We start from the raw sequence: 14,456 nt of genomic DNA on the forward strand, positions 1-14,456 counted from the left end.
GTCGACGCCCGAGTTGCGGACCGCGAAGCGCTCGCCGGCCATGCCGCGGATGTACACTTCGCCGGCGGTGGCGCCGTAGAGCGCGACGTTGCCGATGATCATGTTCTCCTCCGCGACGAACGGCGACTTGGCCGACGGATAGATGATGAGCTTGCCGCCGGAGAGGCCCTTGCCGAAGTAGTCGTTGGCGTCGCCCTCGATCGAGAACGTCATGCCGTGCGTCATGAATGCGCCGAAGCTCTGGCCGGCCGAGCCGTTGAACTTGATCCGGATCGTGTCCTCGGGCAGCCCCTTCGCGCCGTGCTTCTTCGTGATCTCGCCGCTGGTGATCGTGCCGACCACGCGGTGGACGTTGCGGATCGGCAGCTCGGCGATGACCTTCTCGCCGCGCTCGATCGCCGGCTTGCACAGCTCGAGGAGCTGCGTGACGTCCAGCGAGCGGTCGATGCCGTGGTCCTGCTTGATCGAGCAGAAGCGGCCGACCTCGGCGCCGACGTCCGGCTGGTAGAGGATGTTCGAGAAATCGAGCCCCTTGGCCTTCCAGTGCTCGACCGCCTTTTTCGCCTCGAGCCGGTCGGTGCGGCCGACCATCTCCTCGACGGTGCGGAAACCGAGCGCGGCCATGAGTTCGCGCATGTCCTCGGCGATGAAACGCATGAAGTTGACGACATGCTCCGGCTTGCCGGCGAACTTCGCGCGCAGCTGCGGGTCCTGCGTCGCGACGCCCGCGGGGCAGGTGTTGAGATGGCAGACGCGCATCATGATGCAGCCGGTCGCGACGAGCGGCGCGGTGGCGAAGCCGAACTCCTCGGCGCCGAGCAGCGCGGCGATGATGACGTCGCGGCCGGTCTTCAGCTGGCCGTCGGTCTCGACCGCGATGCGCGAGCGCAGATTATTCAACACGAGCGTCTGGTGGGTCTCGGCCAGCCCGAGCTCCCACGGCAGGCCGGCGTGCTGCAGCGAAGTCTGCGGCGAGGCGCCGGTGCCGCCGTCGTAGCCGGAGATCAACACGACGTCGGCGTGCGCCTTGGCGACGCCGGCGGCGACGGTGCCGACGCCGACTTCGGCGACGAGCTTCACGCTGACGCGCGCCAGGCGGTTGCCGTTCTTCAGGTCATGGATCAGCTCCGCGAGATCCTCGATCGAATAGATATCGTGATGCGGCGGCGGGGAGATCAGGCCCACGCCGGGCGTCGAGTGCCGCACTTTGGCAATGATGGCGTCGACCTTGTGGCCCGGGAGCTGGCCGCCCTCTCCGGGCTTGGCCCCTTGCGCCATCTTGATCTGCATCATGTCGGCATTGACGAGATACTCGGTCGTCACGCCGAAGCGTCCCGAAGCGACCTGCTTGATCTTGGAACGCATCGAGTCGCCGTTCGGCAGCGGCTTGTAGCGGTCTGACTCCTCGCCGCCTTCGCCCGTGTTCGACTTGCCGCCGATGCGGTTCATGGCGATGGCGAGCGTGGTGTGCGCCTCACGGCTGATCGAGCCGAACGACATGGCTCCGGTCGAGAAGCGCTTCACGATCTCCTTGGCGGGCTCGACCTGATCGAGCGGAATGGGTTTCTGTCCGATCTCCTCGGCGCTCTTGATGCGGAACATGCCGCGCAACGTCAGGAGCTGCTCGCTCTGCTCGTTGATCGCCTTGGCGAAGGACCGGTACTTCTCGGGAAGCTGCCCGCGCACGGCATGTTGTAGATCGGCGACCACCGACGGACGCCAGACATGCGCCTCGCCGCGCACGCGATAAGCGTATTCGCCGCCGACATCGAGGGATTCGCGCAGCACCGGAGCGTCGGAGAAGGCGAGAGAGTGGCGCTCGACCGTCTCGAGAGCGATCTCCTCGAGACCCACTCCCTCGACCTGGCTGTTGGTGCCGGTGAAATATTTGGCGATGAAGTCGCTCCTCAGCCCCACCGCGTCGAAAATCTGGGCGCCGCAATAGGACTGATAGGTAGAGATGCCCATCTTCGACATCACCTTGAGCAATCCCTTGTCGATCGCCTTGATGTAGCGCTTCACGGCCTCTTCGGCCGTCAGCTGTTCCTCGACCTCGGGTAGGATCGCCTCGATGGTCTCGAAGGCGAGGTAGGGATTGATCGCCTCGGCGCCGTAGCCCGCGAGCGTCGCGAATTGATGCACCTCGTGGGCCTCGCCGGTCTCGACCACGAGGCCGACCGAGGTTCTAAGCCCGCAGCGGATCAGATGATGATGTACCGCGCTCGTGGCAAGCAGCGAGGGGATCGGAATGCGCTCGGGCCCGGTCGCGCGATCGGACAGGATGATGATGTTTTCACCGGCACGGACCGCTTCCTCGGCGCGCTTGCATAGCCGGTCCAGGGCCCGGCCCATGCCGGCGGCGCCCTGGTCGGCGGCATAGGTGATGTCGAGCGTCACGGTTCGGAACTGGTTGTCGGGCACGTCGCCGATGCCGCGGATGCGCTCGAGATTCTCGTTGGTGAGGATCGGATGCGCCGCCTCGAGCCGCTTCTGCTTCGAGGTGCCTTCGAGGTCGAGCAGATTCGGCCGCGGCCCGATGAAGGTCACGAGCGACATCACCAGCTCCTCGCGGATCGGGTCGATCGGCGGGTTGGTGACTTGCGCGAAGTTCTGCTTGAAATAGGTGTGCAGCAGCTTCGGCCGGTCGGAGAGGGCCGAGATCGGCGTGTCGGTGCCCATCGAGCCGACCGCCTCCTGGCCCGACTCGGCCATTGGCAGCATCAGGAACTTGATGCTTTCCTGCGTGTAGCCGAAGGCCTGCTGACGGTCGAGCAGGCTCACATTGGTGCGCGGCGCGGTAGCGCCGGTGTCCGGCAGCTCGTGCACGCGGATCTGGGTGCGGTCGAGCCACTCCTGATAGGGATGGGCCGAGGCGAGCTCGGCCTTGATCTCCTCGTCGGAGACGATGCGGCCCTTTTCGAGATCGATGAGCAGCATCTTGCCGGGTTGGAGCCGCCACTTCTCGACGATCTTCTTCTCGGGAATCGGCAGCACGCCGGTCTCGGAAGCCATAATGACGAGGCCGTCGTCGGTGACGAGGTAGCGCGCGGGGCGCAAGCCGTTGCGGTCGAGCGTCGCGCCAATCTGCCGGCCGTCGGTGAAGGCCATGGCGGCGGGACCGTCCCACGGCTCCATCAGGCAGGCGTGATACTCGTAAAATGCGCGGCGCTTGGCATCCATCAGCGGGTTGCCGGCCCAGGCCTCAGGGATCAGCATCATCGCCGCGTGCGCGAGGCTGTAACCGCCCTGCACCAGAAATTCGAGCGCGTTGTCGAAGCAGGCGGTATCGGACTGGCCCTCGTAGGAGATCGGCCAGAGCTTCTTGATGTCGGGGCCGAACAGCGGCGAGGATACGCTCGCCTGGCGCGCGGCCATCCAGTTCAGGTTGCCGCGCAGCGTGTTGATCTCGCCGTTATGGGCAACCATGCGGTAGGGATGGGCGAGCTTCCACGACGGGAAGGTGTTGGTCGAGAAGCGCTGATGCACGAGGGCGAGCGCCGAGGCGAACTTCGGATGGTGCAGGTCGGGGTAGTAACGCCCGAGCTGATAGGCGAGGAACATGCCCTTGTAGACGATGGTGCGGCACGACAGCGACACGGTGTAGAAGCCGATGTCGTGGCCCCCGGTCTCGCCGAGGATCGTGTTAGAGATCACCTTGCGCAGCACATAGAGCCTGCGCTCGAAGTCGGTGTCGTCCTCGACGTCGGGGCCGCGCCCGATGAACACCTGCCGGTGCGTCGGCTCGGTGGCGATCACTCCGGCGGACAGGCAGGAATTGTCGGTCGGCACGCCGCGCCAACCGAGGAGCTTGAGCCCCTCGGCATCGGTCACGCGCTCAACTACCGACTCGCAATAGATGCGCTGGGCCCGGTTCTGCGGCATGAACATGTAGCCGGCCGCATAATGCCCGGGCTCGGGCAAATCGATGCCAAGCGGGCCCGTGACCTCCTTGAAGAAGGCGTGCGGTATCTGCACGAGGATGCCGGCCCCGTCGCCTGCAAGGGGATCGGCGCCGGTCGCGCCGCGGTGGGTCAGGTTCTCGAGGATCTGAAGGCCGTGCTCGATGATGGTATGGCTCGGGCGGCCCTTGAGGTCGGCGACGAAGCCGACGCCGCACGCATCATGCTCGCGCTTCGGATCGTAGAGTCCTTGCGCCTGCGGCGGCGAGGGCCATGCCGCATCCTCTGAACCGGGCGGGAACGCACGAGCTGCCATTGTCGTACACAACCTCGGCCCGCGCTGGCGCAGGGCGCGCTTCGCGGTACCACCAAAAGCCTGGGCCAACGGCCGGGCCTTCACCTCTCAGGAGAACTCGGGAGGGGCTAGTGAAGTACCCAGCTCCTTAGGAAGCAAGTGCCCTCCCTGCGGTAGACGGCTGGGCCCCCAAGCGCCTCGCCGCCGAGCGAGACAGGGAGCATCAAGACCAGCGCCGGCCCCTTAGCAAGGAAGGTCAGCAAGCCTGTCCTATTCGTCCTCAAATTGACAGATTTCCCATAGGCGCACAAGCGGGGATTCGCGGCCGGCCGGCATTTCGGAACGAATAGCGAGCGGGGACGTTTGCGGGGAGCTGGCTGTGACGCGTTAAGGCCCCACGCAAGCCGCGGCCCACGAGGCGCTCCCGACGAACGTCTTGCGTTGGAGGGAGCGACTATGGGCGGCGGCAAAGGCCGGCCGCACAAGGGAAGGGCGCTCTTCTTGAGAGAGAGCGCCCTTCTTGTTTGGTAGCGCCGTAAACGCCTGAAGCGTTACGCAGCCTTGCTGTCGATGACTTTCGGCTGCTCGGCCGCTTCCGTCTTGGTGGCGATCGGAATGGTGCGGGGCTTCATGGCCTCGGGCAGCTCGCGCACGAGGTCGACATGGAGCAGGCCGTTCTCGAGGCTCGCGCCTTTCACCACCACATGGTCGGCGAGCTGGAACCTGCGCTCGAAGCTCCGCGAGGCAATGCCGCGATGGAGGAAGGTCGTGTTCTCGACCTCGGACTTCTTCTCGCCGCGGATCGAGAGCGTGTTCTCCTTCACCTCGATGTCGAGGTCGCGCTCGCCGAAGCCGGCGACGGCCATGGAAATACGGTACTCGTTCTCGCCGACGCGCTCGATGTTGTAGGGCGGATAGCTCGGCGTCTCACCTTCGAAGTTCGACAGCGTGTCGAGCAGCGCGCCGAGGCGATCGAAGCCGATGGTGGAACGGTAAAGCGGGGTAAGATCGAAGTGTCTCATCACATCCTCCTTGATGAAGCGATATGCTTGGTTGCCCGCTCGCAAGGAGCCGGGCGGATAAAACGCAAGCCCTAAGGCCTTGCGCCGCGGAGGGATATGGTAAGGGGGCTGCGGCCCGTCAAGAGCGTTACGCCACTGAAATCAAAGAAGAATAACAGCGTGCCGGGCGTTCCCGGCCGGCGGTATGACACTGATCCGAACTCCTCCCGTCGCCGCGAGGGCGGGGCATGAGAGCCTGAGCGGTACAATCTTGCCTCGGCATGGCAGCGAACCGCGCCAAACCGGCGACATTTTTGCGCGGCAAGACTATGGGCGCCGCCTCGGGCTGCTATAAGGGCAGAGGCGCAGGTTAGCGCCTCCAGAGGGAAGACCGCCTCAAGATGAACCTCGTAGGCACACCGAAGAACCCGGTGCCGCTCGGCGCAGCGGTCGGTTATATCGACGTGCGCAAGGGACTTCGCCTTCGCTATGCGAGCTGGCAGTCGGCGCTCAAGAGCAGGCGGGGGACGGTGTGTATCTTTCCCGGTCGAAGCGAATACATCGAGAAATATTTCGAGGTCGTGGGCGAGCTGAGGCGCAGGGGCTTTGCGGTTGCCGTGCTCGATTGGCGCGGCCAGGGCGGGTCGAGCCGGCTGACACGCCATCCGCTGAGGGGACACGTCAATCATTTCTCCGAGTACGAGGAGGACCTCGGCCACTTCATGAAGAATGTGGTGCTTCCCGACTGCCCGACGCCCTATTTCGCGCTCGCCCATTCGATGGCCGCGACGGTGCTGTTCAAGGCCTCGACCAAGCGCGGCTGCTGGTTCAGCCGCATGGTGATGATGGCGCCGATGGTGAAGGTGCATGGGCTCCCGGTCTCGCACAAGCTCTGCCGGCAGATGGCTGACGGCCTTTGCCTGTTCGGGCTGGGCCGCCGCGCCGTTCCGGGACGCAAGGTGGAATATGTCTTGAACGAGACGTTCGAGGGCAATCCACTGACCTCCGATCGCGAACGTTTTCTGCGCAACCTATCGGTGCTCAAGGCCGAGCCCTCGCTCGCCGTCGGACCGCCGACGATCGGCTGGCTCAGGGCGGCGCTCTCGGCGATGCAGGAGCTCGAGGACGAGCGGTTCGCGCCGCGCATCCGCGTTCCGGTGCTGATGATGGCGGCTGGCGACGACCGGATCGTTTCGTCCAAGGCCATCGAGGACTTTGCCTCGCGGCTGAGGGCCGGATCGCAGATCGTTATGCGTGGGGCGCGGCACGAGATCCTCCAAGAACGTGACCCGATCCGCGAGCAGTTCTGGGCCGCGTTCGACGCCTTCGTGCCGGGCGCCGTTATGAGCGAGCCCCTGCTCAGCCGGGCGAGCTAGGCGAAAGGATCAGCGCGATAGCACCCTGAGCGCCGCCTCGTGCAGGCGCCTGTCGCCGGCAGCGAGGATGCGGCCGCCCTCCTTGGCATCGCCGCCATCCCAAGTGGTGACGATGCCGCCCGCGCGCTCGATGATCGGCACGAGCGGAAGGATGTCGTAGGCCTTGAGGCCGGCCTCGACCACGAGGTCGACCTGGCCGAGTGCGAGCAGACAGTAATTGTAGCAGTCGCCGCCGAAGCGCCTCAGCCTGACCGCGCGTGCCAAGTCATCGAACCGCGCGCGCTCTTCTTCGGTGGTGAAGAGGTCGGGGCTCGAAGCCGTAAGCAAGGCTTCGCTGAGGGCGGGGCAGGGCCGCGTGCGCATCGGCGTTGTCGTCCCTGCCCTGCTAATAAAGGCATCGCGCTCCCCACTGAAGAAGCGCTCGCCGACAAACGGCTGGTCCATGAGCCCGAGCAGCGCCGTGCCGTCCCGCTTCAGTCCGATCAGGGTCCCCCATAAGGGTTGCCCGACGACGAAGGCGCGCGTGCCGTCGATCGGGTCAACCACCCAGCAATATTCGGCGTCGGGGCGAAGGGCTCCGTATTCCTCGCCGATGATGCCGTGTGTCGGGTAGATCTCGCCCAGTGCGTCCCGGATCGCCATTTCGGCCGCGCGGTCGGCGGCAGTCACCGGGTCGAACAGGTCGCCGCCTTTGTGGTCAATGGCGAGGGCCGTGCGGAAATGCGGCAAAATGACCGCGCCCGCCCGGTCTGCGAGCAGATGGGCGGCGGCCAAGAGCGCGGCGAAGGAGGGGGCTTGTGGGGTGGGCACGGGGTGAGGCTTTGCGGCTCTTTTACCTTGGGAGTCAAGGCTTCCGCGGCGCTTGAGACGGGAAAATTCGCGCAAAGCCGCGGCCCGCGCATCCTCCGTGACAGTTATGCACCACTGTTTCGAAAATGCCTCTGAACGGTCATTGCAACCTTGCTTTTTGTGCGCCGCAATGACATATTGTTGCAACGCGGCATGGCTCTCCAGGTCGTGTCGCTGCCCTCCTTGGGCGTTTCCTCCCTAGACTTGGGCCGTTCGGATCCATTCGAACGGCCCCTTTTTTCATCTACACCATTTTAGTTGCAGTTTTATTCGGCGGCGGCGCGGGGAATTGCCAGACCCGAAACGCCGGCCATCAGGGCGCGCACGACCGCTTCCAAGTCGTCGCGCAGCCGGGCAAAGCCTTCCGCCTTCTCGAAGCTCGTCTCGTCCATATAGAGCGCGCGGTTGACCTCGATCTGAAGCGCATGTTGGCCCTTGTGCGGCCGGCCGTAGTGCTCGGTGATGTAGCCCCCGGCATAGGGCTTGTTGAGCGCAACCACATAGCCCAGGGACTTGAGCTGGCCGGCCGCGAGCCTCGTCAGTTCGCCGCTGCAGGATGCCCCGAAGCGATCGCCAAGCACGAAATCCGGACGACCAACGCCCTGCTCGGTCATCGGGTTCGAGGGCATGGAATGGCAATCGATGAGCACGGCGAGGCCGAACTCCTTGTGCGCCTCGAGCAGGAGCGCCTTCAGCGTCTCATGGTAAGGGGTGTAGAGGCGATTGATGCGCTCGAGCGCCGCCTCGAGCGAGAGCGGCTCGCGGTAGATTTCGTCGGACTCCGAGACGATACGCGCGATAGTGCCAAGACCGCCCACTACCCGCACCGATTGTGTGTTGGCGTAGTGGGGCAGTCCGTCGCGGAAGAGGGCGGGATCGAGCTCGTAAGGTTCGCGGTTCACGTCCAAATAAGCGCGCGGGAAGTGGGCGTGGAGGAGCGGCGCGCCGAGGTCGGTGACGAAGCCGAACAACTCCTCGACGAAGGCGTCCTCAGACCGCCTGAGTGCGCGCGGATCGAGCTTGGAAGCAGCCAAAAACGTGCTCGGATAGACCCGGCCGCTATGAGGCGAGTTGAAGACGAGCGGGCCTTGCAGGCTTGAGGGCCGTGCCACCGCAAATGGCGGGACCAATTCGCTTTCGATAGCCTCAGCCTCGCTTGGGCTCATGGCCACTCCCTTGCCGCGCCGGCAGCCCCCTGATGCCGGCATGGAATCGCCTGTAAACTCTGCCAACGAGAGTTGAAGCTGTCTAGGCGTGTTCTTTCTTGTGCGCCGGGCAATAAGACGCGATGATTTGGGTCCCTGGGGAGGGGGCGGCCAAGGTCGCCTTCAAGAACCGGGGCAATCGGTCGTTTACCAAGTTCGTGTACGCCCAGACAGGGGGCGAGAGTAGGGGGAGAGGGATGGAGGCTAACGATCCGCGGGCGCGAAGCCTTCAGCGCATTTTGCTTGCCGAGGACGACGAGGATATGCGGCGTTTTCTGGTGAGGGCGCTCGCCAAGGCCGGCTACGACGTCGTTTCGTTCGGCAACGGGCTCGAGGCCTATGAGCGGCTCAAGGAAGAGCCCTTCACGCTGTTGCTTACCGATATCGTCATGCCCGAGATGGACGGCATCGAGCTTGCCCGTAAGGCAAGCGAACTCGATCCAGACCTCAAGATCATGTTCATCACCGGTTTCGCCGCCGTGGCCCTCAATCCCGACAGCCATGCGCCGAAGGACGCCAAAATCCTGTCGAAGCCCTTCCACTTGCGTGATCTTGTCGATCAGGTGGAGCGGCTGCTCGCGGCCTAGAGCGTCGCAAACGGGTTAGTCGGCGTTGCGGGGCGGCAACAGAGCGATCTGAAACGATCGCGATAAAGTGCCTGCGCTCCTTGGGGCGGACCACCTTCACGATGCGCCCGATCCGCCACGGTTCGCCTGCCAGGTGGCGGGAGTTGAGGCTCGGGGGCGGCTTGCCTTGGCGGGCGCATTGCCGATATAGAAGCAATCCCCGGCAAGACAAGGGCGGTTAGCTCAGCGGTAGAGCACTGTGTTGACATCGCAGGGGTCACTGGTTCGATCCCAGTACCGCCCACCATTCTCCGACCGATGACAGGCTAGGGAGGCTCAGACCTCGACCAGCACCTTGAAGCCGCCATAGATCATGCGCTTCCCATCGAAGGGCAGGCTATCCGGGTGCATGTCGTGGAGGCGCTTGTCCTTCATGACCTTGGCGTTGACGCGGTCGCGATGAGCACGCGACTTGTAGGTAATCCAGGAGAACACCACGGTCTCATTGGGCCTGAGCTTGACGGCTCGGGGGAACGACGTCCATTTGCCGACCTTCACGTCGTCGGCGACGCATTCGTGGAAATCGAGCGCGCCGTGCTCGCGCCAAATCTTGCCGGCCTTGCGCGCGAGCCTCCGATAGGCCTCAAGCTGCTTCTTCGGCACCGGCACGATGAATCCATCGACATAGGCCATGCTTCGGCACTCCGTTTAGGTTTAGGCTGCAAATGAAGAGTCTGCTTCCGCAAAGCTCCAGTCGGCATTCCTGATCGGGAAGAAGTGCCGATAGGGCTTGGCCTCCTCGATGCAGCGGGCAAAAGACGGCCGTTGGATGAGACGGCGGAGATAGGCGGCCGTCTGCTTGTATTCCTGATCGAACGGCATTGCGAGATTGGCGTAGAACAACGCAGGCGCCGCGGCGCAGTCGGCCATGGTGAAGCTTTCGCCCGTGGCCCAGGTCTTCCCTGTCAGTTTGTCTTCGATGATGTCGAGCGCAGTCTTGAACTGGCTTTTGGCCTGCTCGACGCCGTACGGATCGTTCTTGCCCTCGGGCCGGAAACGGTCGACGACCACCTTCTGCAATGGCATTTCCACATAAAGATCGAAGAAGCGGTCGTAGAAGCGCGCTTCGCGCGCGAGGTCGGGATTATCGGGCACGAGTTTGGATTTGCCGGGATAATGCTCGGCCAAATACTCGATGATGATGCTCGACTCAGGCACGGTCTCGCCCCTGCCTTCGTCGCGCAGAACCGGAAACTTGCCGATCGGCCAAATCCTCCTGAAGGCTGCAGCTGACGCCGGGTCCATGAGATCGACCAGCTCCCGCTCGAAGGGCGTGCCGTTTTCGTAGAGCGCGATCAAAACCTTTTGGCAAAATGACGAGAAGGGGTGGAAGTAGAGTTTGAGGGCCATAATTGGAGGTGCTCCCTGGGTGTTCCTGCGCGTGGCTAGGCCGGCTGCGGCTTCTCGCACACCACCATCCACGGCGTGCCGAATTTGTCTGTGCACATGCCGAACTTCTGGGCGAAGAAGGTTTCGCCGAGCGGCATGCGCGTCTCTCCGTCCTTGGCCAGCGCGGTAAAGACGCGCTCGGCCTCGGCCGGGTCTTTGACGTTGAGCGTCATCGAAAAACCCTGCATGGGCTGGTAGCGGTCGGGCGGGGCATCCGCTCCCATCAGCACCATGCCGTTGCCGACGAGCTTTGCGTGGATGATCTTTTTGCGCCACTCCGGCGGCACACCGCATTCGGCCGGCGTGCCCTCGTGCGGGATCATGGCAACGATCTCGCCACCCAGGATCTGGCGATAGGTCTTGAAGGCGTCCTCGCAATTGCCGTTGAAGGTGAGATAGGGACTGACTTGCATGCTGCACTCCTTGGTGTTTTGCGACTATGCCGGTTGATGGGCGGCCTCACGCGACGCCGAGATAGGCCTCGAGCCGCTCGAAGGTTCCGGTCCAGCCGGCCTTCATCGAGTCGCGGCCAGCCTCAAAGGCATCGCGCTCCTTTGGTGTGGGTTCGTAGGGCGACCAGCGGACTGTGACCGTGGTCTTGCCGTCCTTCTCGGCGAAGGTCACCGTCGACAGCATCTTGAGCGGCCAGTCCGGGGCCATGGGATGGCGTGTCTCTCCCGCGTTCTCATCGGAGAAGGACGTGATGAAAACGAGCCGCTGCTCGGGGACGATCTCGCGATAGACGAACTTGCCCCATATGTCCTCGCCGCTCGGTGAGCGCAGGTGATAGTGAAAAATGCCGCCGGGTCTCAGATCGACCTTGGTGGAGACGATTTCGTGACCTTTCGGTCCCCACCATTGCTTGAGGTCCCTGGCGTCGGTCCACGCCTTCCACACGCGGCTCACGGGCGCATTCACGACGCGGGTGATGACGAAATCGTCCGCATGGTGGGCGTTGGATTTTTCTTTGATATCGTTCATAGGGGACTCCTTGCCGTCATGATCCGCCGTCATAGGCGCGTTCGAGCGCCGCGATGTCGAACTTCTTCATCTTGAGGAAAGCTTGGGTGACGCGAGCGACCTTCTTCGCGTCCTTGTCGAGCATCATCTCGATGAGCTGATCGGGCACGACCTGCCAGGACAGCCCGAACTTGTCCTTCAGCCAGCCGCAAGGACCTTCTTCCCCGCCATCCGCGGTAAGCTTGTCCCAGAAATAGTCGACTTCCTTCTGCGTCGGGCAGGAGACCTGGAAAGAGATCGCCTCGTCGAACTTGAACTGGGGCCCGCCATTGAGCGCCACGAATTTCTGGCCCTCGAGCTGGAAGGCGACGACCATCACCGAACCGGCCGGTTTTCCGTGGATCTCCTGACCGGCATCGACGTAGCGGCTGACTTGGTCGATCTTCGAATTCTCGAAGATCGAACAATAGAACTTCGCCGCATCCTCGGCCTCGGTATCGAACCATAGGCACGGCGTGATCTTCTGCTTGGCGATCGCCATGATGGGTCCTTCAGGCTCGCGCTATTCTGCTGCGCCAGCGCAACATGAATGAGACGGCATGGTGCTCTCGTATTTGTCGTGATGGCGCACCCAGGCCATGGTCCAGGGCAAATCGTCCTCGTCGCGACCTTTGGGCGTGAGGTCAAGGAAGTTGTAGGCGCCGACCAGGATGTCGAGCCCGCGCGCATAGGCCGAATAGGTGTGGAACACGGTGCCGGTTTGGTCCTTGTAGAAGACGCTCACGCCCGGCATCTCGTCGCTATCAATTTCCTGCCGTCCGTAATTGTATTCAGCCTCCTTGCCGACCTCCTCGTCGGTGAAGGACACGTGGAAATCGAAGTTGAATTCGGTTCCGAAGGACGACACCCAGGGAAAGCGCCAGCCCATGCGCCGCTTGAATTCTTCGATCTCGGCAAGCGGCGCGCGAGAGACGGCAACGAGCGTCACGTCGCGTTGGGCAAGGTGGATGTTCGCGCCGTCGAAATGATCGGCGAGATAGGAGCAGCTCTGGCAGCCCTCCTGCCAGCCGGGGCCGAGCATGAAGTGATAGACGATGAGCTGGCTTCTGCCGTCGAACAGCTCGGCGAGCGTTTTCTTTCCGGATGGCGTGGCGAACACGTAGGGTTTGCCGATCTCGACCCAGGGGAGGGCGCGGCGCTCGGCGCTCAAGCGGTCGCGCGCTCGCGTGAACTCCTTCTCCTTGGCGAGAAACGCCTTGCGCTCATTCGTCCACTCATCGCGCGAAACGATTCTGTGCTGCTGCATCGCTCTCTCCCTCGATTGGCGGTGTGAACTCTATTCGGGTTTCGGTGTCATCCAGGCGACGCTGGCGCCGTCGGGCTGCATGAGGATGGCGATGCGCCCGACGCCTTCGACATCGAAGATCGACCGCATCAGCTTGGCGCCTGCCTTCTTCGCCTTGGCGACGCGGGCGTCGACGTCGTCGACAGCGACGTAGGACATCCAGGCATTCGGCACGCCGTCGAATTCGGGGCTCGTCAGCTCGAACATGCCGCCGACATTCTTGCCGCCGGACTTGGCGATCCAATAGGTGCCCCAAACCATCTTCATCGGCTCGAAGCTCCAGCCGATCGTGTCGCGGTAAAAGCGCTGCGCGCCTTCGATGTCCCGCGTCATCAACTCGTTCCAGCAGAAGCTGCCGTGGAAGCTTTGTTTCGACGGCTCGGTGGCTTCGCTACGCTTCTTGGCTGCGGCCTGTGCCATGGTGGCCTCCTTTGGGTTACGCGAGAAAGCGGTTACGCAAGATAACGCTCGAGCTTGTCGAGGCAGCCACTCCAGCCTTGGCGATGGCGGTCACGCGCGGCCTCGTCGAAGAACTGCTCGTGGATCAGGGTGAGAAGCGACCCGGCGCCGTCAGGTTTGATGAGCACCGTCACCAGCGACTCGCGCTCCGGCATGGTGCGCCACGCCCAGGTGAAGACGAGCTTCTCGTTAGGAACGACCTCGCGGTAAATCCCGCTCACGTGATGCTGCTCGCCATCCTCGGTATGGAAGCTTACCGCGTAGCGCCCGCCGACCCTGACATCGGTCGAGGCCTCTTTCACCGGCCCTGAATCGGGACCAAACCACCTCAGGATCTTTTCCGGCTCGGTCCACGCGGCGAAGACTTTGGCGGGAGAGACTTTAAGGTGCCGCTTGAGGGTGAGGCTGGGCTTGGCGGCGACGGCTGGCTGGACTGACATGACTCTTCCTCCTCCAGGAAGGCGGCGAGGCGATCGAGGCGCTCGGACCAGAAGCGCTGGTAGCGGTTGAGCCAACTCACGGCCTCCTGCATTGGTTGGGCCGCGAGGCGGCAGGATACGACGCGGCCGGTCTTGGTCCGCGTGATGAGGCCCGCGTCGGACAGAACGTCGAGATGCTTCATGATCGCGGGAAGCGACACGGGGAACGGCTTCGCGAGCTCGCTGACAGAAACGCCGTCATGCTCGACGAGTTGCGCGATCAGAGCGCGCCGGGTGGGGTCGGCGAGCGCGGCGAAAGTGCGGTCGAGCGAGGTGTCGTAATACTTAACCATGTGGTTAAGTATAGGGATAGGGGGCTTCACTGTCAACCGGGCCGCGCCATCAGGGCCCACGAAGCGGCTGTGCCGGCTTGCCGGTCAGAGATGCCGCTCGGCAAAGACGTCAAGATCACCCAGAAAACCGAGGAGGACTAGGGCGTTGACAGGGGCTTTTGCCCTTCTTATGGTCCGTCACGCTTGGCAGGCGGCTCAAATTCTGTGGGCCGCCGCCTTAGTTTTCCGCCCAGGATGGATGGATTGCCATGAAGATCAAGAACTCGCTGCGAGCGCTCCG

15 protein-coding genes and 1 tRNA gene are annotated in these 14,456 nt (G+C 63.5%); 3 read left to right on the plus strand and 13 right to left on the minus strand.

Going from position 1 to position 14,456, the window contains the following annotated elements; translation table 11 throughout:
- Both gltB and VFB18_RS07815 read right to left on the minus strand, forming a co-directional pair.
- On the minus strand, positions 1–4,215 hold a 4,215-nt coding region (gene gltB, locus VFB18_RS07810), incomplete at its 3' end, for a glutamate synthase large subunit (protein ID WP_324973186.1).
- Between the two features lie 530 nt (positions 4,216–4,745).
- Entirely contained in the window at positions 4,746–5,216 is a 471-nt protein-coding gene (locus VFB18_RS07815) for an Hsp20 family protein (RefSeq protein WP_324973189.1), read from the minus strand.
- Between the two features lie 380 nt (positions 5,217–5,596).
- On the opposite strand from VFB18_RS07815, the gene VFB18_RS07820 reads away from it, so the two are divergent.
- Positions 5,597–6,571: an alpha/beta hydrolase gene (locus tag VFB18_RS07820; protein ID WP_324973191.1), complete on the plus strand. Its 975-nt coding sequence runs from the start codon at positions 5,597–5,599 to the stop codon at positions 6,569–6,571.
- Positions 6,572–6,580: 9 nt separating this feature from the next.
- Here VFB18_RS07820 and hisN read toward each other — a convergent pair whose 3' ends face one another.
- Together hisN and VFB18_RS07830 are read right to left on the minus strand one after the other, a co-directional pair.
- Positions 6,581–7,381 carry a histidinol-phosphatase gene (hisN, locus tag VFB18_RS07825; RefSeq protein ID WP_324973195.1) on the minus strand — a complete coding sequence of 267 codons (801 nt, stop codon included), beginning with the start codon at positions 7,379–7,381 and terminating at the stop codon, positions 6,581–6,583.
- A 305-nt stretch (positions 7,382–7,686) separates the two neighbouring features.
- The gene (locus tag VFB18_RS07830) at positions 7,687–8,586 is read right to left on the minus strand and encodes an N-formylglutamate amidohydrolase (protein WP_324973197.1); all 900 of its coding nucleotides are present in this window, start codon (positions 8,584–8,586) and stop codon (positions 7,687–7,689) included.
- Between the two features lie 236 nt (positions 8,587–8,822).
- Between VFB18_RS07830 and cpdR the strand changes: the two genes are divergently transcribed.
- Positions 8,823–9,212: a cell cycle two-component system response regulator CpdR gene (gene cpdR / locus VFB18_RS07835; protein ID WP_324973200.1), complete on the plus strand. Its 390-nt coding sequence runs from the start codon at positions 8,823–8,825 to the stop codon at positions 9,210–9,212.
- Between the two features lie 211 nt (positions 9,213–9,423).
- Positions 9,424–9,498 (plus strand) — tRNA-Val (locus VFB18_RS07840).
- Positions 9,499–9,527: 29 nt separating this feature from the next.
- Here VFB18_RS07840 and VFB18_RS07845 read toward each other — a convergent pair.
- The 9 genes from VFB18_RS07845 to VFB18_RS07885 are packed head-to-tail and all read right to left on the minus strand — an operon-like array spanning position 9,528 to position 14,176.
- Positions 9,528–9,884, minus strand: a complete 357-nt coding sequence (locus VFB18_RS07845; RefSeq protein ID WP_324973203.1) for a DUF1428 domain-containing protein — start codon at positions 9,882–9,884, stop codon at positions 9,528–9,530.
- 21 nt (positions 9,885–9,905) lie between these two features.
- Positions 9,906–10,601 carry a glutathione S-transferase family protein gene (locus tag VFB18_RS07850; RefSeq protein WP_324973206.1) on the minus strand — a complete coding sequence of 232 codons (696 nt, stop codon included), beginning with the start codon at positions 10,599–10,601 and terminating at the stop codon, positions 9,906–9,908.
- 35 nt (positions 10,602–10,636) lie between these two features.
- Positions 10,637–11,053 (minus strand): VOC family protein, encoded by a 417-nt coding sequence (locus VFB18_RS07855; RefSeq protein ID WP_324973209.1) that lies wholly within the window; start codon positions 11,051–11,053, stop codon positions 10,637–10,639.
- Between the two features lie 46 nt (positions 11,054–11,099).
- Entirely contained in the window at positions 11,100–11,621 is a 522-nt protein-coding gene (locus VFB18_RS07860) for an SRPBCC domain-containing protein (RefSeq protein WP_324973212.1), read from the minus strand.
- Positions 11,622–11,637: 16 nt separating this feature from the next.
- On the minus strand, positions 11,638–12,141 hold the full coding sequence (locus VFB18_RS07865) for a VOC family protein (RefSeq protein ID WP_324973215.1): 504 nt from the start codon (positions 12,139–12,141) through the stop codon (positions 11,638–11,640).
- 21 nt (positions 12,142–12,162) lie between these two features.
- On the minus strand, positions 12,163–12,906 hold the full coding sequence (locus tag VFB18_RS07870; RefSeq protein WP_324973217.1) for a thioredoxin family protein: 744 nt from the start codon (positions 12,904–12,906) through the stop codon (positions 12,163–12,165).
- Positions 12,907–12,936: 30 nt separating this feature from the next.
- The gene (locus tag VFB18_RS07875; RefSeq protein WP_324973220.1) at positions 12,937–13,365 is read right to left on the minus strand and encodes a VOC family protein; all 429 of its coding nucleotides are present in this window, start codon (positions 13,363–13,365) and stop codon (positions 12,937–12,939) included.
- A 32-nt stretch (positions 13,366–13,397) separates the two neighbouring features.
- On the minus strand, positions 13,398–13,844 hold the full coding sequence (locus VFB18_RS07880) for an SRPBCC domain-containing protein (RefSeq protein ID WP_324973223.1): 447 nt from the start codon (positions 13,842–13,844) through the stop codon (positions 13,398–13,400).
- Positions 13,733–14,176 carry a metalloregulator ArsR/SmtB family transcription factor gene (locus tag VFB18_RS07885; RefSeq protein WP_324973226.1) on the minus strand — a complete coding sequence of 148 codons (444 nt, stop codon included), beginning with the start codon at positions 14,174–14,176 and terminating at the stop codon, positions 13,733–13,735. Before VFB18_RS07885 ends, VFB18_RS07880 begins: the two co-directional genes overlap by 112 nt.
- Between the last annotated feature and the right edge of the window lie 280 nt (positions 14,177–14,456).

It is taken from the genome of Methyloceanibacter sp. (assembly GCF_035650995.1).
Classification (GTDB): Bacteria; Pseudomonadota; Alphaproteobacteria; order Rhizobiales; family Methyloligellaceae; genus Methyloceanibacter.